Raw genomic sequence first — 23,873 nt, 5'->3', positions numbered from 1 at the left:
TTTGGGGTCGTTCCTTTTGCTAAATAAGGGGGAGGGAAAGAAATTGAATTATTACTTATTCTGCCGGTGAAGATTGTCCGATAATTTCCCGGCCTTCGACGAATTGAACCGTCGGATTTTCTTTTTTCTTTTCGATGAGGTCGACCATGAGATGCAGACAGTGCTGACCGATTTCGCCCATGGGGATATCGACACGAGATAAGGATGGGATGGCATAGTCATTGAGCTGAGCCATATTGATACCGATGGTGAAGACTTCTACTTCCTCCGGAATCGCGATGCCTAAGGCATGGCAGGCATAGAGCATGCCGTGGGCCAGGACGTCCGATTCGCAGAACATCGCCCGGGGCATCCGTTTTTCTTCATAGAGTTTTTTCGTAGCGGCGACAGCACTGGCGGAAGCCGTGTCACAAAGGACGATGTTTTCTTCCGGAACCGGATGGCCGTTTTGGGCAAAGGTATCGAGGAAGCCCTGCATCCAGGTACGCATGATGGGGAAGGTTGTGTCGTGGGTCAAGACGCCGGCGTCAAAAATGCCCTTGTCGAGGAAATGACGGGCGACGTTGCAGCCGATCTGATAGTTGTCCATGGTGACGCTGCTGTATTTATCCGATTCCCTGTTGAACAGGACCACCGGGCAGGGAATATGGATGGAATTGAGATAATCCATGTCCTTGTTGGACATGTTAGCGATGATGATGCCGTTGAAAAATTCATTCTGCATGGCTTCGAGTTGTTTTTGGAGCTGGTCAACTTTATATGGGACAACGGTTAAATGAATTGTTTTATTTTGTTTCATGATTTCTTCTTGGATACCGAGGGTGATACGGGCCAAGTAGTTGATACGAAAGTCTGTTGCCCAGTAGAAAGCAATGGCGTAGCTGTCCTTTTGTGCTGACCGAAGCTTCTTTGCCGATTGGTTTGGAACGTAGTTTAAATCTTGTGCAATTTTGTATATTCGCTGTTGAGTTTCCTGAGAAATTTTTCGTTCCCGTCCTTTTCCGTTCAGGACGATGGATACGGTAGCAATAGAAACGCCGGCAGCTTTTGCAATATCTTTAATTGTGGACACGATGGCCACCTCCACTCTTATGCTTATTTTGACATAATTTAAACGTTTTTTCAAGGAAATATATGCTACAGAATGGACAAATATTCATTGGGGTCTGTGTCAGAATTTTTTTTAATACAATTTTTTGCATTAAATCAGCAGTCGTGGCCAATCTCTGCGAATCATGATACAATAAAAAACATACAAGCCCGAGACTTTTTAAGAAACGGTGATGAGAGGCATCATCAGAAAAACGGGTAAAAAGGGGACGAATATGACCGAAGACAGAGATAAGTATCGCAAGCAGGCTCTATATCAGGTGGACAATTTGGCGAAGCCCCCCGGAAGTTTAGGGGCCTTAGAAAAACAGGCCAAGCAGGTGCTCCTGGCTTGGGGGCAGTTTCATAAAGCGCTGCGGCCGAAGCACCTTATTTTTGCGGCCGACAACGGTGTCGTTCATTCCGGTGTCGTCGCACAATTAGCTGATATTACCTATATGCAGAGCCGGCACATGGTAGAAGGAACGTCGGCCGTGACCTGTTTTTGCCGCAGTCAGCAGATTCCCTACGCCGTCATCGACGTCGGCATCGATAGTGAAGATGCCGTCGGCATCGACCGCAAGATAGCCCGGGGGACACGGGATTTTTCCAAGGAACCGGCTATGAGTGAAGCTCAGCTTCAACAGGCCCTGGCGGCCGGTCGGGAACAGGTACAGCAGGCTAAGGCCGAAGGGATCAATCTCTTGTCCTTCGGGGAAATGGGTATCGGTAATACGACGACGTCGGCTGCGGTGCTGACGGCCTTATCGCCGAAAAAAATGACCTGGCTTTCCGGGTTCGGTTCGGCCAGGGGAAATTACAAGCTGCTGTTTCACAAGCGCCGTGTCATTGCCGAGGCCATGAAGCGCTATGAAGGGCAGTTGTCGTCACCGCAAGCTGCCCTGCGCTGTGTCGGCGGATTCGATCTGGCGGCCCTGTGCGGCGCTATGCTGGCTTGTGCCGATGAGAGAATCCCTTTTTATATCGACGGCTTTATTACGGCGACGGCCCTGGCCTGTGCCGTTGCCATGGATTCTCGGGTTCGGGATTATGCCCTGCCCTCTCATATTTCCAGGGAGCCCGGCATGGCTCAGGCCTTGCGCCTATGCGGTATCGACGAGTATGACGTGCCTCTTACGGCCGGCCTTTCCCTGGGAGAAGGGACGGGGGCCGTCTTGGGCGTTATCCTGCTCAAGACGATGATGTACGCCGTTTGGCATATGGCCACCTTAGACGGCATCAATCAGGAAGCTCAGGAACGATATGATAAACGCCAAGGAGATGCGCACCATGGATGACGTAACGAGAGAAAGGGCCCGGGCTGTCTTTGCCCGATTAGGCCTGACAGAAGAACAAGCGATAGAACTTTTTTATAAGCGGACCATTGAGGTCGGACGGATGCCATTTGCTGCGTCTGAGGAAAAAACGCGGAAGATGAAGAAAAAACGGATGAACGAGCGTTTTGCCGAATGGGATGCTTTCTAATTTGTTTACTTAAATATTCCTCGTATATATTGACAAAAATGCTATTTCATCGTATCCTAATAGTAGGTAATTTTTAAATATCTAGAAAGGTAGATGTATACAGATGGATAAGAAGCAGTTCATGGAAATGTGTAAGGCATTGTCCAATGAAACGCGGGTAAATATCCTGATCTGGCTCAAAGATCCGGAAAAACATTTTCCTGGTAAAAAGCTTCATCTGTCTCCAGATACAGCCGACTGCCCTGGTGGCATCTGCGTTGGTTCTATTCAGGATAAAGCTGGGATTTCGCAATCGACGATTTCTCACTATTTGGATATGCTGCAGCGTGCCGGCTTATTGTCGACAGAACGCGTTGGGCGCTGGACTTACTATCGCCGCAACGAACAAGCGTTACAGGAACTATCCCGTTTCATCGGTCAAGATTTATAGACCGCCATTTCTAAAAAAAGAGCGTCTGCTCCCGAAGGCCTTTGGGTCTTGGTGAGCAGGCGCTTTTCTTTTGTTCGAAGATGATCGTGAAATTAGAAGATGTTTTCTTGTTTATGTGCATTATTGTTTCAATATTCGCCATAATGTTGTGCGACTGATTTTGAGTTCATTCGAGATCTCTTGATATGTATAGTGGAATATCTGACGTAGTGTTTCTACGCCGTCTTTAAAATCGGAAATATCTATAACCGGCCGTTGGTTTAGTGCCGGATGTTGGGTGTAGATATCTGATTTTAGCATATCTTTACCTATAGATTCCAGCAACATGTTATAGCGATATAACGCGGTTTTGTTGGTTGAATTTTTTATACGGATGGCATAGCGGATACTAACTGTTCGAAGTTCAATAACATTTCCCGGCCATGAATAAGTAGTTAATAGATGAGCCATATCTGAATCAAGGCGATGGCTTCTTTTTTGTGGCAAGAGTTGATGAACGTAGCTTTTGAATAAATCTTCTACATCCTCTTGGCGTTGTGCTAAAGGAGGAATTTTCAAGATGAGAATCGATAAAAGGGAACGAAGATCAGATGGTAAGTGGCAATCTTCTGTTTCCGTGGCAATTGTATAGAAACAAATGTCTAGTATCATGGGATTTGGCATCCCGGGACGAAAAAATTGACGTTTGGTCAAGGTATCACGCAAAATGGATAATAAACGAGGTCCGGCGAGATTAATGTGTTTGATTATAATGCTGCCCCCTGAGGCAGCAACTAATAATCCTTCTGTTGATTGCTTCTGATGACTGTAGCCGTATAAAATTTTGACGGCTTCGTCGTCTGTTATCGTTGCACAATCTAGTGTGAGACATAACTTATTGGCTCTTTTTGATGCGTTATGAAGGCAGTGCGCCAACTCTTCTCTACCACTTCCTTCGGGACCGAGTATCATTGTTGCATATTCTATCGGGGATAACTGATAGCATAAACTGACTAAGCTTTTCATGACTTTGGAATGAGCCGTGATTTTTTCTAATTTATAGACAGGGGAAACCGTGTAATATGGTTGCTTTCTATCTTTTTTGCGGTTATGTGGATTTGGATGGAATGTTAAGAGTATGCCGCCAGCGTGTCTACCTACCGTCAAGCGTCGGAGAACGCAGCGCATCATAGTAGCGTTGATAAGGTGAAAACTATCTGTTTGATTGTAACCGCTATCTAAAAACTGCTTTAACTGCAAGTTGGGTAAAATCTCTGTTAAGGGATGATTGATGACTTGATCCTGGCGGAAACCAGTATAGTTTTGCATAGTGTCATTGAAAAATTCGATATGATTGTTTGAATCTGTAATAATGACCCCTAATTGTGAAGTATTTAAAACAGATTCAGCAATAAGGTGAGCTCTTTGGCTGTCATAGAGTTGCTTAATAAGTTCACTAGCCTTTATGCATGCATTTCGAATTGCTTCTTTTCCGGCATAAACGAGTAGAGATGCTTTACCTACTGCATCAGCGGCGTCTTGAACTGCTGCGGGTCCAATCAGGATATCGCAGTCCGTTTTTTGAGCAATCTCATAAAGTTGTGGGATTTCTTCATAAATTAGTTCGGTTAGACTTGCCCGGAGCAATTGCGAATAGAGTTTTAATGGCAACGATGGAGAATAGCGATAGCGCATGAGACCAATTCTTTGATAGCCTTGATCCAGTGCTGACCGGATTGCTTTAAGATAATCTAAATCGCTAACTTCAAAAGGAATAATGGGATCGTGGTAGTGACTGGAAAATAAGGCGGTTCCGGCAGGTCCTGCAATAAAAACGTCACATCCGAGGCGACGAGCTTCGGCAACACAGTCTTCTTGTTCGTTGGCTAGTCCTGATTCAAGGACGATATACTCTACACCCGTATCGGGTAGTTCTTGAATGACTTTTCGGGCTGTTTTGGCAACGCGACTGTATGCCAAAATACAGATGCGAAAAGATGTTGTAGAACTCATCATAATTTTTCCTCCAGATTTGTTTCAATATAAAAAATATACTTCTTTTTGAAACAAATATCAAGAATTAGATGAGTTATTTTTGCAAATTGGCAGGTTGGATAAGGCGGGTTATAATCGAGATAACAAAGCCAGAAAGTATCAAAAAAGGAGAGATTACTATGGGAAATTCGTTGTTGGCACGATTTCTGCCTTCAGAAGGAACGCAATGTTTACTTATGCCAGATTATATAATCATAAATGATACCTTATCGATGGAATCTGTAAATCAGTTGATGACATTAACCCCTAAAATACCAGAAAAGGTTATCGTTTTTATTGATCATGATACGCCTAATAGCTCTATTGAAGTTGGAGAAAGACAACGAAAACTTATTAATTGGGCTATTGAGAAAAATGTTCGGTTGGAAAAATGCCAAGGGATAGGATATTTAAGATTACTAGAAACATATGTACAACCTAATCAAATCATTGTAGGTATAGGGGCCCACATGGCCGGATTAGGTGCAATCGGTGCGTTAGGACTTACTCTTGATGTGACTTCTTTATTCAAGGTTTTATGTGAAGGAACACTTGTGATGTCGAGTCCGAGCATCACGACAATCGCCTTGAAAGGATCTCTTAAGCCTCATGTGACGACACAAGATGCCGCGTTTATGTTGTGTGAATGGATTAAGAAAAAGCATCTTGAGAATAGCCTAGTCGTTTTCATGGATCGACAAGATTTGACGGTAGGAACGCGATTTGATTTTTGTCACTTTATGGAACAAGCAGGGACAGTTAGCGCGTTTTTTACAGAAGAAGTACTCGTAACTCCGCAGGAATTTTTTTTGAACGAGGTTGAAGACGTGGTAGCCTTGCCAGATTCAGATTATAAATTGGCGATTGCGCCGATACAGCCACAGATTGCTGTAAATGAAATTTTTATTGGTGGTTGTCGAGGCGGAAAAATAGAAGATTTGCGTGCGGCAGCAATCATATTAAAGGGCAAACGTGTCTCGTCGAAACTGCATGTTATTGTAGCGCCAGCGACCAGTACTGTTTATAGACAGGCAATACAAGAGGGGCTGATTGACATATTTATTGATAGCGGTGCCGTCGTTATGAATCAAGGTTGCAGTGTTTGTTGGGGCAAGGCACAAGGGATTCTTGATGCGGGAGAAGTGCTTGTTTCCACTGGTTCTTATCAGTATCCGGGGTGCTCGGGAGACAAAGATTCGAAGGTGTATTTGGTCTCGCCCATAACGGCGGCTAAGTGTGCCATAACTGGATATCTGTAAGTTGGATTTATGAAGGAGGGAATGCAATGGAAACACACTTCACTGGAATTATTTGGAAACTTGGTGATGATATTGATACAGATATCATTATGCCAACACAATGGCTGACGCTTGATTCTATGGAAGATATTAAAACACATGCTTTTGAGCCGCTGAGACCAGAGCTGGCCCAGGCTATCCAGCCAGGCGATATTATTGTGGCTGGGAACAATTTTGGATGTGGTTCATCACGGGAGCAAGCCCCAGAAGCTTTGAGTGCGTTAAAAATTAAGTGTATTATTGCTAAATCATTTGCTAGGATTTTCTTTCGTAATGCGATTAACAATGGGCTCTTGCTTATTGAGTCTCCGACGTTAGCAGATCATTGTCAAGAAGGCGATGTTGTGGAGGTTGAAATTAATCGCTGTATACGTTGTAATGATCAAACGTTTCCGATTCCGCAAATTCCAGAAAATCTTTTCAAACTGATTGAAGATGGTGGTCTTGTTAAGAGCATGCAGAAAGAAAATGGAATTTTATAGGAGGAAAGTTATGGGGCATACATTAGCTGAAAAAATTCTCATGCACAATACGGGTGTAACGACATGTCAACCGGGCGATATCGTTATTACTCATCCTGATTGTGTTATGTTTCACGATATTTATACGACCAATGTATATCGGAAATTTGTTGAAATGGGCTTTAGGAAAACCTGGGATCCAGATAAGGTTGTTATTATGTTTGATCATCTTATTCCGCCCTGTCTTCCTTTAGATAGTGATCATATGAAATATGGTCGCCGATTTGCGGAAGAATTTGGGGCGAAAAGGGTTCATATTGCCGATGGAATTTGTCATCAACTCATGCCGGAATTAGGGTATGCTAAACCGGGTGAAGTGATTTTTGTTACTGATTCTCACACAACGACGTATGGTGGTGTCAGTGCCTTTGCCACAGGGATTGGCTATACTGAAATGGCGGCAGTCCTAGGAACCGGAGAAATGTGGATTCGTGTTCCAAGTGCCATCAAAATAAAAATTGACGGTGATTTACCGGAGGGAGTTTACTCAAAAGATATTGCATTGCGTATCTTAGGAGACCTAACAGCGGATGGTGGGACTTATAAATCTTTGGAATTTTGTGGTTCTACCATTGATGCCATGTCAGTTGATGAACGGTTAACGATTGCCAATATGGCTGTTGAATGCGGAGCTAAAGTCGGATTGTTTGCACCTACAAGGGAAACCTGCGCTTATAGTGGTATTGATTATAAGCAAGTGTCTTGGTTGAAATTTGATGACGATGCAGTTTATGAAAGAGTATTAACTTATAAGGCGGAAGAGTTTGTTCCTTATATTGCAGCACATCCTTTTGTGGATAATGTAAAGCCGCTTTCTGAATTATCAGGAATGAAGGTTGATAAAGTCTTTATTGGTTCTTGCACGAATGGGCGTCTTCAGGATCTGGCAATTGCTGCTAAAATTTTAAAAGGTCGTAAAATTGCTCCGGCTGTTGAATTACTTGTTACCCCCGCATCGCGTTCGATTTTTAAAGAGGCACTTAAACGGGGATATATTACTACGCTTGTCGATGCTGGGGCTATGGTTACACATCCGTATTGCTCACTCTGTGAAGGTCGCAGTGGAGGTCTTTTAGCTCCAGGCGAAGTATTATTAGGAACTAATAATAGGAATTTTCTTGGGCGGCTTGGTAGTCCGGAATCACAAACTTATTTGAGTAGCCCAGCCGTTGCTGCGGCGACAGCTGTTAATGGATATTTGACAAATCCCGAGGATTTATGATCGGGATTAGCAAGGAGTGAATCATGAACTTCGATATACATGAATGGAAAGATATTTCATCTACATCTCTTTCCGATGCTATGAAGGGATTACAGACAATGAGGGCTGATATTAAGCCTTTAAAAATAACTGCGCGAGTAGTTGGCCCTGCCTATACAGTACAAATTGTAGATGCTGATTGCGCTGCTGTTTTTCGGGCTTTACGGGATGCTCGTCCAGGCGATGTTTTAGTTATTGCTGCTCAAGGTACGATGGAGGCAGCATTCCTTGGAGAAGTTATCGTGACAATTGCTCAGACTCGGGGGTTGGCCGGAATTATTGTTGACGGTTGTATTCGAGATACTCAAGCTATCTTTGCTAAGGATTTTCCTGTTTTTTCGAAAGGAGCAGTTCCCTCTAGCCCGGCTATTAATTATTTAAGTAAAGTTCAGCAGACCGTTAATTGTGGTGGTGTAGCGGTACATCCAGGTGATTTTGTCTATGGTGATGCTGATGGTGTTGTCATTGTTCCACAGTTAGAAAAAGAAAAAGTATTGGCTAAAGCAAAAGCTAAAGAGAAAAAGGATTTGTGGAAGTTAAGAGAAGTTGTCACTGATGTAGCGTTACTTGAAGAGTTTTTAACAAAAGCATGTGGTGACAATCAGAAACGTACCGATGTTGATATGAAAGGAGAAATAAAAGATGAAACGTATTTGGCATGATATCCCCTGTATGCTCTTTAAAAAGATTCCTGCAGCAGCAATGATTATTCCGATGTTCCTATCCATTATTTTTAATACGATATTTCCCGATTTTGTAAAAATAGGTAGCTTAACGACCGCTATTTTTGCTAAATCGGCAGTAGTGCCATTGACAGCGGCTGTACTTTTCTTTGCGGGGACACAGCTAAAAATGAATGAAGCACCGGAAGCGTTGAAGCGGGGGGGAATCTTACTTCTGGGAAAATTTTTTGTGGGGTATGCTGTTGGAACACTTTTTTCCCTTATTTTTGGTCAGGCTGGCTTATTGGGAATTTCAACATTAGCCGTCTTTACTGCATTGCTTAGTTCTAATGGGTCTATTTATCTTGCTATCGTTGGGGAATATGGTGATGATCAGGATATGGGGGCGTATAGTCTCCTTTCCTTAAAGGATGGTCCCTTCCTCACGATGATTGCTCTTGGTGCATCTGGAGCTAGTTCTATTCCGATACACTCGCTTTTTGCAACTATTTTTCCGATGTTGTTGGGAATTGCTTTAGGTAATCTCTATCCAGGGACTCGTTCCTATTTTAAAGGCGGCACTAAAGTTCTTATTCCTCTTGTGGGTATTTCTGTAGGTGCCTCATTGAACTTGATGATGCTTTTCAAGGGAGGCATAAGTGGTATTGTTCTCGGGCTGGTAGCCTTTATTGCTGGGGGTATAATTCTGGTTGGTCTAGATAAATTAATCTTGCGTCGTCCGGGCTATGCCGGAGCTTCCTTAGCTTCTGTTGCAGGCAGTGCTGTTGCAACTCCTACTATTGTTGCAGGGGTCGTTCCTGGAATGGAAGAAGCGGCAGCTGTTGCTTCGGTTCAAGTCGCTGCGGCAGTCATTGTGACGGCTATTCTCTGCCCGATGCTTTCCTCTTGGGCCCTTAAAAAGTGGGGTGCTCCGCGATATAATCAGACTTATGAAGCGGATGACAGGTCTGTTGCTAAAGTAACAATAGGGCTTTCTGTGAAAAAGTAAGAAATGAAGGAATAGGATAAAAATAAGAAGGACTTCGAGTTCATTTTGAATTTGAAGTCCTTCTTCACGTTCAGGTCGTTATAATGGGTAATATAGACTTATAGGCTAAGTAATAGCGCGCAAGGTACGTTGTCTTTTACTTTGTAATCATATTTTCGGCGGCAAAGCCCTGTTGATTGGCATAGTCGCCTTCCAGTATTTTGATGGGAATGAATCCGTCGTAGGCTTTGTCCTCGGTAATCTGGATTCGCGTCGGCTTGGCGAAAATCAGGATTTTATCGGAGCGGACGAGGGCGCGGATCGTTTCCATGTCGCGGTTGCGGCTGGCTTTTAGAAAGACGGGAATCGTCTCTTTATCGGGGATGACATAGGTCCCGCGCATCATGAGGTAACGGCCGCTGCTGGATGGCAGGCGATGCTCTTTGGGCTGAGCTTCTTTTTCTGCATCGCTCATGTCTGGGACGCCGTCTTGGGAATACTGGGAAAAGTTGACGTTCGACTGATTGGCCTCACGCTGGCGATGAATGTAGTGAATGGTGAGGACCAGACAGAGGATGACGAAGGGCAAGAGGAGGATATTCGTATAATGACTCCATTTGCTGTATTTTCCCTTCTCTTCTTCGGCTTCTTCTCCATCCGGGTCTGCTTGTTCGAGAACTTCCGTGCGGGGCCGCAGGGCTCCGGCCATGACCGATGACAAGGGCATGCCGTACGTTGAAATGGGATAGCGTTCTTCGAGCCAGCTCAGTCCGCAGATACAGGCCATGGCCCGACTGATGGCGCTGTCCATGTCGACGGCGATGTCCATGCGATGGAGGATGGAGGTCAAGGAGTCGTTGGCCAAATTAGGAATATAGGTCGCAGCCAGGAACTGCAGGTCCCGGATATAGACGTCATGGATGGGCCATTTGCGTCCGGACGCTTCGTAGCTGGCCTTGATAGATGTGAATAATGCTTCTGAATGGTAGGCCGATAGGAAGGCATCTCCGATGAGGACCGATATCTCTTCATCCCAGACGGCATCGAAGGGTTTACTGTCTTTCAGCCTGGCTTCGGTTACATGACGGGTTTCAACGGGCCCTTCGCGGGGCTTGATGAGATATGAAATGCCATGGACGTTCCCGTCACTAATCCAGGCCAAGGCCAGCCGGCAAATACTATTTGGATTGTCGTTTGCCAGATCTGCGGCAATGGCGATCGATGAATTGATTTCTCGCCGCCGCAGGGATTCCAGCGCCTTTTGGGTATTGCTGTTCATGACGGGCAACCTCCGTAAGTGAAGCGTTCTTAGTGGCCGCGTTGTTTATAGTACGGGCGGAAGGTGCGGCGCTGCCGCTTTGGTGTCTGTTTAAGCTTGAAGTAGTTGTGTTTTACGGTGCGGTTTTTTTCGTCCGTAAACGTATTGACTTCAAAGAGATTCAACGATTCGATGAAGGGAACGAATTTCTTGTACCCGAAGTTGCGGACGTCGAAGTCGGAGAACTGTTTGCTCAGGAGATTCCCCAAGGTTCCGGAGAAAATCCAGCCGTTGTCGTCGGAGTTTTCTTCGGTCAGTTTGATGAGGGCCTGGCGGATGGTTGAGAAGTCTTTTCCGGGCGTCTTGCCGGAAGAAGGAGTCTGTTCTGACGGAGCCGGAGTATGTTCGCTTTCCGTTTCATTGGGCTGGGTTTCCACAGGATGAGTTTCAGCTTCAGCTTTTTCCGGCTTTGCAGCATCCGCTTCCGGGGCTGTTTCTTCATGTTCGGCCTGTTCGATATCGTCAGCATCGTGTTCTTCGGCTTCTTCCCAAAGGACGTCGAGGTAGAGAAACTTGTTGCAGGCTGAGATAAAGGAGCGGGGCGTCTTGCTTTCGCCCATGCCTAATACGTACTTTTGCGATTCCCGAAGGCGCGATGCCAAACGGGTGAAGTCACTGTCCGATGATACGATGCAAAATCCGTCGAGATTGCTCTGGTACAATAAATCCATGGTGTCGATGATGAGGGCCGAGTCCGATGAATTTTTGCGGATCGTATTGCTGTACTGCTGGATGGGCTGGATGGCGTTGTCGAGAATCGTGTTGCGCCATGAAGCCATCTGCGGCGTCGTCCAGTTGCCGTAAATTCGTTTGTAGACGACGTTGCCAAGGTTATTGGCTTCCGAAAGGATGACGTCGATATATTTACTGGAAATATTTTCGGCGTCGATGAGAACGGCGAGTTTCATTTCTTGATTCATAGTTGTTTTACCTCTGTTTTCATTACGTTTCATCAATACATATGGCCTTAGCGGATAAATTCAAAGCGAAATTTCCGACCCGGTGTAATGGTGTCGATGAGAAATTCTTCTTCAGGCAGAATTTTCGCAGCTATATTAGTCCGTTCTTCCGGCTCAAGTTCTCGTTTTACAATCTGCACTTCGCCCATGTAGCGCAGAAAATCGACATTGTCAATGGTGATGTCGCCGCGGCGAAGACTGCGGAATCCGGCACTGTCCGGTTCGACGATGCGGCCGTCTAAATGGCTTCGGCTGTTGCCGGCGCGGACGACGTCGCGTGACGGGTCGGGGCGGGACGTAAAGGTATGGGACAGGAGGTCCTGCACATAGGGGTCGCGGATTAAGAAACGGGCTTTTAGGACGACGACACCTGTTTCTTCCCGGCCGGCGCGGGACAGTTCGCGAAGCTCCGTAAGGGAAGGCCGGTCGTCGCCGATGAAGACCGACTGCAGTCCTAAGGCGGCCAGATGGCGGGCGGCCAGACTGACGGGCTGACGGCGATGTTCTTCGAGGGTCGGCAGTCCTTCTGATAAGGGGGCTCGGCGTCCTTCACTGCTGGCAATGAAGGCACCTACGGAAAGCCCGTAGGATTGGAGCATGTTCGTCTGGGCGATGAAATAATCGCGGTCAAGGCCTGTGTGCGGCCTGGGGTAGAAGTTGTGCAGTCCGTCGACGGCTTCCAAGCGAGCTCCTTTTTTTTGTAGCTCTTTCAAGCTGTCTTCCGTCAAGGTCGAGGCATTGAGTTGTACCTGGATGACCTGACTGTAGAGGGCTATTTTTTCGACATCGAAGCCGTCGTCGAAGCGAACGGTCGTAATGCCGAGCTTGGCAAGTTTTACCGGTTCAACACGGTTCATTCCTAAGAGGGCTGCCGAGGCCGGAGAGATGTCGGCGACGACGTCCATGCTATTTTCGCGGGCTGATGCCAAGACGGCATCCAGTTCTCGATGAAAGGCTGCGGCATCCGTTTCAGGAATATGGAAAGAGGTGAACAGACGGTGAATGCCTAAGGCTGCCGCTTCTTCAATAAGTCCCGTTTTTTCTCGGATGCTGCCCCGGAGGCCGGGGTAGATCGAAATGCCTGTGTCCATTTATTCATCCTCCTTTGGATCATCAAAACCCAGCAGATATGTAGCTATGAAGCCTGCCGCATAGGCTGCCAAGAGGCCTAAGAGATACATGGGGATGTTGTCTGTTCCGGCAGCCAGGGGCAGGCCGGAAATACCAATTGTGGCAGCGCCTACCATATAGGCTGCCTGGACGGCTCCGCCGACAGCACCACCGATGCAGGCCCCGATGAAGGGGCGCCCTAAGGGGAGTGTGACGCCGTAGATGAGGGGTTCGCCGATGCCCATGAGGCCGACCGGGAGGGCCGAGGCAATGGTCTTTTTCAACCCTTTGTTTTTGGTTTTCAGATAGACGGCCAGAGAGGCTCCGACCTGACCGCCGCCGGCCATGGCCAAAATCGGCAGCAGGATGGTTACGCCGTAGCGGGACAATAATTCCGCGTGAATCGGGGTCAGCCCTTGGTGAATCCCGACCATGACCATGGGCAAAAAGGTCCCGCCTAAAATAAAGCCTGTCAAGGCACCTCCGCTTCCGATGGACTTTGTGGCGGCGTAGCCGATGGCTTCGGATAAATAGCCGCCCAAGGGCTGACAGATAAAGAGGGCCATGAAGGTCGAGATGACGACGACGGCTAAGGGCGTGACAAAGAGGTCGACCATATCCGGAACGATGCGATGGAGTTTCTTTTCAAGCCATGATGAAAAGAAGACAACCAAGAGGACGGCGATGATGCCGCCCCGGCCGGGAACGAGATTATCCCCGAAGAGCGTAATCTGTGCCAGACCGGGATGACTGAGGACGGCAGCCATGACGCCGCCTAACATGGGGGAGCCGCCGAATTCCTTGGCAGCGTTGATGCCGACGAAGATATTCAGTCCGAAAAAGGCGGCGTTGCCGGCAATGGCCAGCATTTGAAATAAGGGCCCGGCGGCCAGGGTCGGGTCGACCTTCACGGCGATATTGAGCAGGCCCGTAATCAGACCGCAGGCAATAAAGGCCGGAATGATGGGTACGAAGATGTGGGCGATTTTCTTTAAGGCCTGTTTGGCCGGGGTCGCATTTTTCTGTCGGATTTCTTCGTGCAGGGCTTTGCCGTCAAAGGGGCTTTGCGGACTTCCTTCTGCAGGCTTTTTGGCCGATGGCTTGCTGTTACTGTCATCATCGACGATTTTTGCAAAAGCCTGATAGAGTTTCGTCGCCTTTCCGGGGCCGACGATGATCTGCCATTCGTCGCCCGAACGGTTTACGCCCATGACGCCGGGAAGTTTCGCCAGGTCTTCTTTGGTGAAATGCTCGTCCGTTACGGTCAGGCGCAGGCGGGTCATGCAGTTGTAGGCTTTTTGGATATTTTCGGCAGGTCCGGTGATGGCGTAGATATCCCTGGCCAGTTTATCGTAATCCATGGGAAGCCTCCCTGATTACGGCAGCGACGTAGCCCTTCGCTGCTGCTAATTTGGCGTCTGCTTCTGCGGCAGATAGGCCGAGGAGTACCATGACGATAGCTGTTTTGGCATGGCCGTTACTTTCTGTCAAGGCGTCGATGGCATCCTTTCGGCTGCAGCCGGTGGCGGTCATGACGATGCGCCGGGCCCGTTCTTCGAGCTTCTTGTTGGATGATTTTACGTCGACCATGAGATTACCGTATACTTTTCCTAAACGGATCATGGAACCGGTCGACAGCATATTGGCAATCATTTTTTGAGCCGTTCCGGCCTTCATCCGCGTCGAGCCGGTGACGACTTCCGGGCCGACGACGGCACAGAGGTCGATATCGGCACAGGCCCCGATGGGGGAGTTTGGCGAGCAGTCAATGGCAATGGCAGCGGCGCCGATACTTTTGGCATAGGTCAGGGCGCCGACGACATAAGGCGTTCTGCCGGAGGCGCTGAGGCCGACGACGACGTCGCGGGCGGTAAGCTTTTTTTCTCTCAAATCGGCCTGCCCGAGGTCCGACGAATCCTCCGCCCCTTCTTTAGCTCGGAAAATGGCATCATAGCCGCCGGCGATAAGGCCTTGAATCTGTTCGGGATCTGTGCTGTAGGTTGGCGGACATTCGACGGCATCGAGGATTCCCAATCGGCCTGACGTGCCCGATCCGACATAGAAAAGACGGCCGCCCTGACGCAGCCGGTCAGAAATGACGTCGACGGCACGGGCAATGGCCGGGATGATTTCCTTTATGGCTTCGGCAACTTTATGGTCTTCATCATTGATGACGTGCAGCATGGCCTCCGTCGAAAGCCGGTCGATCTGTTGACTGTGAGGATTTCGCTGTTCCGTTGCCAGTGATTCTAATTCAATCATAGTATTCCTTTCTTACCCTCTTTCCTCGGTGATGAAGAGCTGTCTTGGCGGCTCTTTCAGGAAAGGTCTCTATATATCTAATTATAGAGAGTGTTGACAGTAGTTGCAATAGGGCTTTTTTTCGGAAGGCATGCCTTTATTTTTTTGCTGTTTCATGGTATTATTAATCTGCATGCAGCAGGCCTGTGTGTCATGTGCGCCCATAGCTCAGCTGGATAGAGCAGCAGTTTCCTAAACTGCGTGTCGGATGTTCGAGTCATCTTGGGCGCACCATTTTTTATTTGTAAATTATATACTTACTATTAATCCATAATACTATTACCGGAAAGGTGGGTTTCCTCATGTCTGATATGAAGGACCGAGTTGCTTCTTTCCATGAAGAAGTCATGCACGATGCCGATTTTACGCTGCCGGAGGCGATTGCTGAAGCCAAACGCTGCCTCAACTGCAAAGTTCCTCAGTGCCGCAAGGGCTGTCCGATTGAAAATGAAATTCCGCAATTCATCCATGCGTTGACCTTGGGGGATTTTGGCGCAGCTGCTGCGCATATTTATAACCGCAGTGATTTGCCGGCCATTTGCGGCCGTATCTGTCCGAGAGAAAAGCAGTGCGAAGGCCACTGCATCCTCGGCAAAAAAGGTCAGCCCGTTGAAATCGGAAAGCTCGAACGCTTTGCAGCAGACATGGCCCTGGAAGGGAAATTTATGGATCAGCCGGTCAGCAAGAAAACAGCCGGAAACGTTGCTGTCATCGGCTGCGGTCCTGCCGGTATGGCAGCGGCTCGTGAACTGGCTAAGCGCGACTACGATGTTACCATCTATGAAGCCGCGTCTCATCCGGGCGGTACCATGACCTACGGTATCCCGACTTTTCGCCTTCATAAAGAGCTCTTGCAGCGAGAAGCCCGGGTACTGACCGACATGGGCGTTACCATCGAATACGGTGTTAAAATCGGCACCGATAAGAGCCTTGACGAATTGAAATCGTCCTTTGATGCCGTCTTTATCGCTGTCGGCACGATGGATGGCTGGAACCTCGGCGTTGACAATGAAGATGTGGAAGGTATCGTCGAAGCAGAACCGTTCCTGCGTCAAGTACAACTGGCTCAGGACGGCGAATTTGACCCGGAAAACCTGCCCGTCCGGGCAGGCGACAAGGTCATCGTCATCGGTGCCGGCAATGTGGCCATTGATGCGGCCCGCACGTCCCTTCGTCTCGGCGCCGACGTTACCATCGTTTACCGCCGGGCGGAACGAAATATGAAATGCCTGCCGTCTGAATATGAAGAAGCGAAAGCCGACGGTGTCCGCTTCCAATTTTATTCGGCACCGAAGGCTGTCCTTGGAGAAGGCCGTGTTGAAGGTCTTCGTTATGAACGGCAGCAGATTCTCGAAGACGCTACCATGGTGCCGACGGGAGAATTCGGGGTCGTACCGGCCAATAAGATCATCGCAGCTATCGGTAATAAGCCGGAACTTCCGGTCATCAAGTCCTTCGGCATTTCTTCCAATGACGACGGCTATATCGCCGTCAAGGATACGCCGTACGGCATGACCAGCAAGGAAGGCGTCTTTGCTGCCGGTGATATCGTCCACAAACCGCAGACCGTCGTTTTAGCTATGCGCGAAGGACGAAAAGCGGCAGAGGGCATCGACCAGTATTTAAAGGCTAAAAAAGTAATGGAAGCTGTAAAAGCTTAGGGGGCAAATAGGATGAGTGAGTTGATTCGTCAGATTCTTAATACGAATGAAAAGTTTGTTAAACAGTCCTTGTCACAAGGAGGTTTCGACGACGTCAGCAAATATCCGCGCCGCCACCTGGCTGTGTTGACTTGTATGGACACACGCCTTTTAAATTTTTTGGAACCGGCTATGGGCCTCGTCCGCGGTGATGCCAAAATCATCAAAGTCGCCGGCAATACGGCCTTTGAAGACTTCGACAGTGTCATCGGCAGTCTGATGGTTGCCGTTTACGAACTCCATGTCCATGAAATCATCGTCATGGGTCATGATGACTGCGGCATGCTCCATACGACGGCCGACAGCCTGTGCCGCCACATGGTGGAAGAAGGTATCGATGAAACGGCCATTGACGCTATCCGACCGCAGCTTAAGCAGTGGGCCGACCCGGTTACGGACGTCGATACGTCGGTCTGTGATACGGTGCGCCGACTGCGGGCAAATCCCTACTTACCGAAATCCCTTACGATTTATGGAATGGTCATCCATCCTCATACGGGCGAAATCCGTGTTGTTGACGATGGAGAAGACCGGAAATAGGAGGTTTTATGAGTTTAGTAACCCAAAGAATGGAAGAACACGCCGCTGTCTTAGAAGCGACGAAAGCATTAATTCCCGATATTGAAAAAGCCGGGGCTCTCATTAAAGAAGCCCTGGCTTCAGGCCACAAAATCCTCTTTTGCGGCAATGGCGGCAGCGCCGCCGACTCGCAGCACCTGGCTGCTGAAATCGTCGGTCGTTTTCAGAAAGAACGGCCGGCCTTCCCGGCTATCGCCCTGACCGTCGACACGTCGATCTTGACGGCCGTCGGAAATGACTACGGCTTTGATACGGTATTCCGGCGTCAGGTCCATGCCCTTGGTGAAAAAGGAGATATCCTGATTGGCATTTCGACGTCCGGCAACAGCGGCAACGTTCTCGAAGCCATTGAAGAAGCCCGTGCGAGGGGCCTTACGGTTATCGGCATGACGGCCTATGGCGGCGGTAAGATGAAAGATGTCTGCGACATCTGCCTGGCCATTCCGGCTAAGGTAACGGCACGGGCTCAAGAAATGCATATCATGATCGGCCATATTCTTTGTGAAATCGCTGAAGAAGATATGTAATTAACGGACGACGCTTTGGAACTGCTTGTTGTCTCTGATTTTATCGAAATGACTCTGGGTCCGGGCAGCCTCCTTTACGGATTCACCGCCGAGGTCGATGGCTTGTTTTAAATAAGGCAGGGCTTGGTCTGCTTTTCCCAGGTCGCCGTAAATTGTCGCAATGCCGTAATAACTCCAAGTGTTTCCCGGGTCGGCTGCGATGACATTTTTAAAGTACGTAATGGCCTTATCGTACTGGCCGTCGATTTTACAGGCCAGGGCCATGTTATACAAAGAGGCCATATCTTTTGGGGCTAACTGCAGGGCTTGCTCTATAAGGGCAATGCCTTGCTCAACGTCCTTTTTATTTCCCGTTTCATTGCCGCGCATGGCCAGGGTAACGCCTTTGTTGCTGAGAGCCTGATAGTTGTCGGCGTCAAGGGAAAGGGCTTTGTCGAAGTCGAGAAGGGCTTTGTCATAGTCTCCAGCCTGATAGTTTTTAATCCCTTCGTCGCTGGCGGCTTTAGAATCGGTCTTGATGGCCGGGGCAGAAGGGGCTTTCGTGGCCTGTATGGGCTTTGCCTGCTGCGATGATATCGGCTGGGGGCTGCACCCGCTGGTCCACACGGCGGCTGCGGCTAGGAGCAGGATTGCTGCGTATTTTTTATTCATCGTTATTTCTCCTATTCGTCAGTCTGGAAAACATATGAAACAAATCATTAATAAATGGGATATTCTCCTCGTTGCCGTCCTCCTCGTCTTATCCCTTATTCCGGAGGGTATCTTTTACATGACCGGGAATGATGCGGCTGTTCACGATACGTATGCTGTCATTCAAGTCGACGGCAAAATATATAAAGAAGTCCCCTTGTCAGGTCATCAGGGAACGGAGACGATTCCTATCAAGACGGACCACGGCTATAATCTGGTCGTCGTCAAAGATGATACCATTGGCATCGTCGAAGCGGACTGCCCGGATAAAATCTGTATCGGCGAGGGCTTTATCAGCCGTCCCGGGGCAACCGTCGTTTGCCTGCCTCATAAGCTGCTGATCGAAGTCAAGTCTGCCGGGGGCGGCGAACCGGATGTCATTCCGGCCCATTAGAGGTGGCTTATGAAAAAAACGTTTCGCATCATCATGTTGAGCCTGTTTATCGCTCAATCCTTAGTCCTATATATCGTCGAAGGCATGCTTCCCGTTCCTTTTATTGCGCCGGGGGCTAAGCTGGGGCTGGCCAATTTGATTACGGTCATCGCCATGTACTCCCTGCCGCGAAAACGGGATGTCTGCCTTATTCTCTTCGTTCGCGTCCTCTTAGCGGCCGCTTTTGGCGGTGGGATTAACGCATTCTTTTACAGCGTGGCCGGTGCTGTCCTCAGTTTAGGCGTCATGCTCCTTCTCAAGGGAGCCGGGAAGTTTTCGATTCTCGGCGTCAGCATGGCCGGCGGCATCTTCCATAATCTCGGGCAGGTCCTCGTTGCCTCGCTGGTCGTGGCCAACCTTAAAATCATGCTGTACCTGCCGGTTCTGGCCGTAGCCGGAGCGGGAACGGGGCTTCTCATCGGCATTACCTCGGTATTTACCCTGAGGCATTTGAAGAAACTGCCAATCTATAAAAGGATGCAGGAATAATTATATCGGATATGATGGCCTTAGGGCTGTAAGCTGACGGAGTCTATGATTTCGTCAGCTAATTTTATCTTATCATCCTTATTTTCATCACAGGCCACGACGACAATCCAGGTCACAGGCCCGTCTGAAAATCCAAGGAGGCGCGCCCGCATGGATCTTTTTTCGTAGGTAAAGGTTGCGTTGCGGACTACGGCGGGTTTTCCGTCCAGCGTCCGTTCTTCTTGCGTGGTTGAAACGTTTTCGGCTCCGATTTTGGCTAAGACCGCCTGTGTTGTCGTATCGACCGTCTGGGCAAGGTTCTGTCGGACGGCGTCTTCTTGTTTCAGGTGGAGGTCATCGGCCATTTTTCGGACGTCGACACGGTTGGTGTAAACGGCGATGTAAAGACCGGCATCGTTTTCACCGTAGAGGCGACTGCCTTCATAATAAGGCTTGGCGGCGGGACTTACGGGAATGGGCAGGTCGAAGCTTTGCAGGTTGCCCGGTAATTTTATGGAAATAGCCGAACCGAGGCCGTCGACACGTTTTTCTTTTAAGGTGATGGTATAGCAGGCCGTCAAGGTAAGGGCCAAAATGGGCAGCAGTACGATCAGAATCAGAAATCGAATTCGCGTGTGAATCATAAAATACCTCGCAGAATGTAGACAGAAGGCGATATCCGTTTTTCTTCAAACCGCTTATTTACGGGCTTCACGGAAGGCATCGGCCAGTGAAAAGGTGAGGGGGCCGGTGACTTTAGTAGCGTCGATGATAGGCTGCATGATGTGGCGGAATTCATCGCTCTTCTTGGATAATACATATAGTTTTGAAGTGTTGCGGGCATCCCACAAGGCGTCGTGCATTTGGCCGTCGAAGGTTTCGCCAAGGGTGCTGACTGCTTTATCCAGGGATATGACGTTGTCGAGCCCCAGCAGATTGCAGTAAATCTGTTGAAAATTCTGCCAGTGTTCGAGCATCCAGCGGACGCGTTCATCTTCTTTAGCATTGGTAATTTTGAGACGGAGTTCGCTGTCGAGCTGACGCCAGTCGTTTTCGCTCCAGGCATACATCTCGTAATCGTTGGGACAGCCTTCATTGCACCAGGTGAGAAAGTGATCGAAGGCTTCGGTGAAATGGGGCTTTCCCTTTAACATTTCCATCGTAATGCCCGTCAATTCTTGGCAAGTCTGATTCATGGTCGTCGTGTATTCCGGCATGACGTATTCTTTATAGGCAGAGATTTCATTGCCTTCTTCGTCTATCTTGACGGCACCGATTTCGATGATTTCGCCCTTACACGTTCGGCGTGCTTCTTTTTGGTCGCGCCCGATGGGGTTCATCTCGAAGTCGACGAATACTGCTTTCATAGGTCAGGCTCCTTTCTGATTCATGATGATAATTTTTATTATACCATAATAAAAAGGCCTCGTGCAGAAGATATTATGCACGAGGCCTTGTAGTGTCTATCTTTTTTGAAGACTGTCTTTTAGAAGCGATGGCTTAGAATGCCGGGAGAATCGTTCCTTGGAAGTGTTCGTCGATGAACTGTTTAATCGGGGCAGACTGATAAATAGCGAGGACCTTTTTGTAGGTTTCGTTGTTTTCATCGCCTTGGCGAACGACGAGTACGTTGGCATACGGCGAGTCCTTCGATTCAACGAGGAGGGAATCCTTCTGCGGGTTCAGACCGGCCGGAATGGCGTAGTTGGTGTTGACGCAGGCCAGGTCCGTGTCATCGAGAGAACGGGGAATCTGAGCGGCATCGAGTTCGACGAACTGGAGATTTTTCGGATTGGCCGTAATGTCCGTTACCGAAGCGTCTACGGAGTTGCCGTTCTTCAAAGTAATCAGGCCGGCCTGCTGGAGCAGGAGCAAGGCCCGGGCACCGTTGGTCGGGTCGTTCGGAATCGTTACCTTGGCGCCGTCGGCGACGTCTTTGAGATCTTTATATTTATGGGAATAAACGGCCATGGGCAGGATAATCGTCTTGCCGATGGAAACGAGCTTTAAGCCCTGTTTCTTAACGACGTTATCGAGGTACGGCTGGTGCTGCATGGAGTTCATATCGAGGTCTCCGTCGGCCAGGGCCTTGTTGGGCTGGACGTAGTCGTTGAATTCGACGACTTTGATGTCGAGGCCTTGTTTGGCAGCTTCTTTGGCGACTTCTTCCATGACTTCTGCATGGGGACCGGCGGTGACGCCGACTTTGATTTCTTTCTTGTCACCGGAGGCAGCGGAATCGCTGGAGGATCCGCAGCCGGCGACAGCCAGGCAGGCCGTGGCGATGAGGAGGGCTGCAAAGACTTTTTTTACCGTTATTTTCATGTAAATCATATCCTTTCTGAAAGTAAATGGAAGTTGTCGCTCAAAAAGAAAAGCCGTCATTCAGATGACGGCTCGGATTGCGATTCGTTCATCTGCCGGTAATATACCGCTGGACTTGGCACCTATCCCGATTGGGGGTTGCCGCAGCGTCATCGGGCCATTCCCTCGGCTGCTCTTGATGAAAGACAATGTGTTGTTGATGGTGTATATAGTACCATTGAGAGAATACACTGTCAAGTCCTTTTTTGCTTTTCTTGAGAATTTTTTTGTCTCATGTTATAATGAACCTACTCATCGGAGGGCTTTATACCCGTATTGTATCAGGCTGGATAAGATGTCGCAGCAGCCATTGTCCGGAGGTCCTGCAAGTCCGTATATTTGCAGGTCGACGTAAGGGCAGTCAGGTCTGTTGTGGTTTTTTATCCGGCTTTTTTTGCGCACATAGCTTCGAGGTGATAAAACATGCAGTTTGAACGGGATTTACATTGGCAGATTTATTCGGCAAAAGCCTTTTACTTTATCGGCGGTTTCGGCTTTACGACGTGGGCGTCGCTCATTCCTTTCTTGAAACGGCACCTGGCGATACCGGCCGACCACTTGGGCTTTCTCTTGCTGGGAATCGGCCTCGGGGCCTTGATCATGATGATGCTGGCCGGTACCATTGCGGCCCGTCTCGGCTGCCGTCGTTCCTTGACCATCGCCGGCTTGTGCATCGCTGCCTTTTTGAATCTCTTGTGCTACATGCCGGCCTATGGGCTGGCTGTCCTGACGGCGGTCTGCCTCGGCGCTTCTTTAGGCCTCATGGATGTCGTCGTCAATATCAACGGCATCTTTATCGAACGCAAAGTTCGTACGCGCATCATGTCGGGCCTGCAGGCCATGTGGTCTCTGGGCAATTTCATGGGCGCCGCCTTCTTTGCCTTTTTGCTCCAATTCCACCTTCCCTGGCAGGGCGTAGCCTTTGCCAGTTCGGCCGTCATCATGGCCTGCGTTTTCTTTTTCGGGCCGCACTTGCACAATGAACGCCAGGCCGCACAAGAACGGCCGCACTTCATACGGCCCAAGGGCCAAATCGCCGTCATCGGCCTTATTTGTATGATTGCCTTTCTCGTCGAAGGCGCTATCGATGACTGGAGCGGCGTCTTCATGACCCTTGAAAAGGGCATCGATATCTCCCGGTCGGGCTTGGGGCTGACCTTGTTTACGGCTTCGTCCTTCATTACCCGCCTGGCAGGGGATACGCTGACCATGCATTGGGGACCGCGGCGCCTTCTTGCCCTGTCCCTGCCCGTTGCCTTTTTTGGATTTATCGGACTCTTGACGATCAGCGAAGGTTGGCTGCTCTTCCTGTCCTTCATTTTAATCGGTCTCGGTACGGCCAATACGGTACCTATTTTCTATTCCCTCTTAGGGCGGCAGAAAGTCATGCCTATTTCTGATGCCGTCTCGTCGGTCAGTACCATCGGCTACGCCGGCATCCTTTTGGCGCCGGCCCTCCTCGGCTTTATCGGCCGGACCTATTCGCTGTACGCGTCTTTCAGCCTGGTCACGGTCCTCTTGGTCGTCATGGCGGCCATTTCCTTAAAAATCGTAAAAGAATAATCGCTGCTGCCGGAACGATGGGGCACAAAAAAACTAAGGCCTTATGAGCAATCTCTCATAAGGCCTTAGTTTTTTATGCGTCGATGACTTTTCCCGGATTTAAGATACCCTTCG

General features: G+C 48.9%; 25 protein-coding genes, 1 tRNA gene and 1 riboswitch. Of the genes, 15 read left to right on the top strand and 11 right to left on the bottom strand.

Annotation, left to right across the window (positions count from 1 at the left end; all coding sequences use genetic code 11):
- Positions 1-55: 55 nt before the first annotated feature.
- Positions 56-1,072, bottom strand: a complete 1,017-nt coding sequence (locus A0U42_RS02545) for a LacI family DNA-binding transcriptional regulator (protein WP_044502905.1) — start codon at positions 1,070-1,072, stop codon at positions 56-58.
- Positions 1,073-1,325: 253 nt separating this feature from the next.
- Here A0U42_RS02545 and A0U42_RS02540 point away from each other — a divergent pair, with 253 nt between their 5' ends.
- The 3 genes from A0U42_RS02540 to A0U42_RS02530 all read left to right on the top strand — a co-directional run bounded on the left by A0U42_RS02540 (position 1,326) and on the right by A0U42_RS02530 (position 3,004).
- Positions 1,326-2,387, top strand: a complete 1,062-nt coding sequence (locus tag A0U42_RS02540; protein ID WP_065359751.1) for a nicotinate-nucleotide--dimethylbenzimidazole phosphoribosyltransferase — start codon at positions 1,326-1,328, stop codon at positions 2,385-2,387.
- Positions 2,380-2,574 (top strand): type II toxin-antitoxin system RelB/DinJ family antitoxin, encoded by a 195-nt coding sequence (locus A0U42_RS02535; protein WP_065359741.1) that lies wholly within the window; start codon positions 2,380-2,382, stop codon positions 2,572-2,574. Before A0U42_RS02540 ends, A0U42_RS02535 begins: the two co-directional genes overlap by 8 nt.
- 103 nt (positions 2,575-2,677) lie before the next feature.
- Positions 2,678-3,004 carry a helix-turn-helix transcriptional regulator gene (locus tag A0U42_RS02530; protein WP_044502903.1) on the top strand — a complete coding sequence of 109 codons (327 nt, stop codon included), beginning with the start codon at positions 2,678-2,680 and terminating at the stop codon, positions 3,002-3,004.
- Between the two features lie 120 nt (positions 3,005-3,124).
- On the opposite strand, the gene A0U42_RS02525 is transcribed toward A0U42_RS02530, so the two are convergent.
- Positions 3,125-4,999, bottom strand: a complete 1,875-nt coding sequence (locus A0U42_RS02525) for a PrpR N-terminal domain-containing protein (protein WP_065359740.1) — start codon at positions 4,997-4,999, stop codon at positions 3,125-3,127.
- Between the two features lie 158 nt (positions 5,000-5,157).
- Here A0U42_RS02525 and A0U42_RS02520 point away from each other — a divergent pair, with 158 nt between their 5' ends.
- Genes A0U42_RS02520 through A0U42_RS02500 form a run of 5 tightly spaced genes read left to right on the top strand, consistent with a single transcriptional unit; the run spans position 5,158 to position 9,768 of the window.
- Positions 5,158-6,276, top strand: coding sequence for an aconitase family protein (locus A0U42_RS02520; protein ID WP_065359739.1), 1,119 nt, complete (start codon positions 5,158-5,160; stop codon positions 6,274-6,276).
- A 26-nt stretch (positions 6,277-6,302) separates the two neighbouring features.
- Positions 6,303-6,797, top strand: a complete 495-nt coding sequence (locus A0U42_RS02515) for a 3-isopropylmalate dehydratase (RefSeq protein WP_065359738.1) — start codon at positions 6,303-6,305, stop codon at positions 6,795-6,797.
- 10 nt (positions 6,798-6,807) lie between these two features.
- On the top strand, positions 6,808-8,058 hold the full coding sequence (locus tag A0U42_RS02510) for a 3-isopropylmalate dehydratase large subunit (protein WP_065359737.1): 1,251 nt from the start codon (positions 6,808-6,810) through the stop codon (positions 8,056-8,058).
- 23 nt (positions 8,059-8,081) lie between these two features.
- Complete coding sequence (locus A0U42_RS02505; protein WP_065359736.1) at positions 8,082-8,759, top strand: RraA family protein; 678 nt, start codon at positions 8,082-8,084, stop codon at positions 8,757-8,759.
- Positions 8,740-9,768: a 2-keto-3-deoxygluconate permease gene (locus A0U42_RS02500; protein ID WP_083122187.1), complete on the top strand. Its 1,029-nt coding sequence runs from the start codon at positions 8,740-8,742 to the stop codon at positions 9,766-9,768. The genes A0U42_RS02505 and A0U42_RS02500 overlap by 20 nt, the downstream gene beginning before the upstream one ends.
- A gap of 136 nt (positions 9,769-9,904) precedes the next feature.
- Here A0U42_RS02500 and A0U42_RS02495 read toward each other — a convergent pair whose 3' ends face one another.
- Genes A0U42_RS02495 through murQ form a run of 5 tightly spaced genes read right to left on the bottom strand, consistent with a single transcriptional unit; the run spans position 9,905 to position 15,396 of the window.
- Positions 9,905-11,026 carry a hypothetical protein gene (locus A0U42_RS02495; protein WP_065359735.1) on the bottom strand — a complete coding sequence of 374 codons (1,122 nt, stop codon included), beginning with the start codon at positions 11,024-11,026 and terminating at the stop codon, positions 9,905-9,907.
- Between the two features lie 29 nt (positions 11,027-11,055).
- Positions 11,056-11,985, bottom strand: a complete 930-nt coding sequence (locus A0U42_RS02490) for an NYN domain-containing protein (RefSeq protein WP_065359734.1) — start codon at positions 11,983-11,985, stop codon at positions 11,056-11,058.
- 47 nt (positions 11,986-12,032) lie between these two features.
- Complete coding sequence (locus tag A0U42_RS02485) at positions 12,033-13,115, bottom strand: DUF871 domain-containing protein (protein WP_065359733.1); 1,083 nt, start codon at positions 13,113-13,115, stop codon at positions 12,033-12,035.
- Positions 13,116-14,495 (bottom strand): PTS transporter subunit EIIC, encoded by a 1,380-nt coding sequence (locus A0U42_RS02480; RefSeq protein WP_065359732.1) that lies wholly within the window; start codon positions 14,493-14,495, stop codon positions 13,116-13,118.
- Positions 14,482-15,396 carry an N-acetylmuramic acid 6-phosphate etherase gene (murQ, locus tag A0U42_RS02475; protein ID WP_044502898.1) on the bottom strand — a complete coding sequence of 305 codons (915 nt, stop codon included), beginning with the start codon at positions 15,394-15,396 and terminating at the stop codon, positions 14,482-14,484. The genes A0U42_RS02480 and murQ overlap by 14 nt, the downstream gene beginning before the upstream one ends.
- 196 nt (positions 15,397-15,592) lie before the next feature.
- Here murQ and A0U42_RS02470 point away from each other — a divergent pair.
- The 4 genes from A0U42_RS02470 (at position 15,593) to gmhA (ending at position 18,241) form a co-directional block, all read left to right on the top strand.
- Positions 15,593-15,669, top strand: a tRNA-Arg gene (locus tag A0U42_RS02470).
- A gap of 68 nt (positions 15,670-15,737) precedes the next feature.
- Positions 15,738-17,096: an NAD(P)-dependent oxidoreductase gene (locus tag A0U42_RS02465; protein WP_065359731.1), complete on the top strand. Its 1,359-nt coding sequence runs from the start codon at positions 15,738-15,740 to the stop codon at positions 17,094-17,096.
- Between the two features lie 12 nt (positions 17,097-17,108).
- A complete protein-coding gene (locus tag A0U42_RS02460) occupies positions 17,109-17,675 on the top strand; it encodes a carbonic anhydrase (protein ID WP_044502896.1) in 567 nt (188 codons plus the stop codon).
- Positions 17,676-17,683: 8 nt separating this feature from the next.
- Positions 17,684-18,241 (top strand): D-sedoheptulose 7-phosphate isomerase, encoded by a 558-nt coding sequence (gene gmhA, locus A0U42_RS02455; RefSeq protein ID WP_065359730.1) that lies wholly within the window; start codon positions 17,684-17,686, stop codon positions 18,239-18,241.
- On the opposite strand, the gene A0U42_RS02450 is transcribed toward gmhA, so the two are convergent.
- A complete protein-coding gene (locus A0U42_RS02450; RefSeq protein WP_065359729.1) occupies positions 18,242-18,892 on the bottom strand; it encodes a tetratricopeptide repeat protein in 651 nt (216 codons plus the stop codon). It abuts the gene before it with no gap.
- 34 nt (positions 18,893-18,926) lie between these two features.
- Here A0U42_RS02450 and A0U42_RS02445 point away from each other — a divergent pair, with 34 nt between their 5' ends.
- Entirely contained in the window at positions 18,927-19,325 is a 399-nt protein-coding gene (locus A0U42_RS02445) for a NusG domain II-containing protein (RefSeq protein ID WP_044502893.1), read from the top strand.
- Between the two features lie 9 nt (positions 19,326-19,334).
- Complete coding sequence (locus tag A0U42_RS02440) at positions 19,335-19,853, top strand: Gx transporter family protein (RefSeq protein WP_065359728.1); 519 nt, start codon at positions 19,335-19,337, stop codon at positions 19,851-19,853.
- Positions 19,854-19,873: 20 nt separating this feature from the next.
- Here A0U42_RS02440 and A0U42_RS02435 read toward each other — a convergent pair whose 3' ends face one another.
- The 3 genes from A0U42_RS02435 to A0U42_RS02425 all read right to left on the bottom strand — a co-directional run bounded on the left by A0U42_RS02435 (position 19,874) and on the right by A0U42_RS02425 (position 22,157).
- The gene (locus tag A0U42_RS02435; protein ID WP_065359727.1) at positions 19,874-20,476 is read right to left on the bottom strand and encodes a hypothetical protein; all 603 of its coding nucleotides are present in this window, start codon (positions 20,474-20,476) and stop codon (positions 19,874-19,876) included.
- 54 nt (positions 20,477-20,530) lie between these two features.
- Complete coding sequence (locus tag A0U42_RS02430) at positions 20,531-21,199, bottom strand: 3'-5' exonuclease (protein ID WP_065359726.1); 669 nt, start codon at positions 21,197-21,199, stop codon at positions 20,531-20,533.
- 133 nt (positions 21,200-21,332) lie between these two features.
- A complete protein-coding gene (locus tag A0U42_RS02425) occupies positions 21,333-22,157 on the bottom strand; it encodes a MetQ/NlpA family ABC transporter substrate-binding protein (RefSeq protein ID WP_044502889.1) in 825 nt (274 codons plus the stop codon).
- 85 nt (positions 22,158-22,242) lie between these two features.
- Positions 22,243-22,342: riboswitch (SAM riboswitch) on the bottom strand.
- Positions 22,343-22,619: 277 nt separating this feature from the next.
- Between A0U42_RS02425 and A0U42_RS02420 the strand changes: the two genes are divergently transcribed.
- Complete coding sequence (locus A0U42_RS02420; RefSeq protein ID WP_065359725.1) at positions 22,620-23,759, top strand: MFS transporter; 1,140 nt, start codon at positions 22,620-22,622, stop codon at positions 23,757-23,759.
- The last annotated feature ends 114 nt before the right edge of the window (positions 23,760-23,873 follow it).

Source organism: Megasphaera sp. DISK 18 (assembly GCF_001682955.1).
Lineage (GTDB): Bacteria > Bacillota > Negativicutes > Veillonellales > Megasphaeraceae > Megasphaera > Megasphaera massiliensis.
The sequence above is the reverse complement of the archived record's forward strand: the minus strand, read 5'-3'. Positions and strand labels throughout refer to the sequence as shown.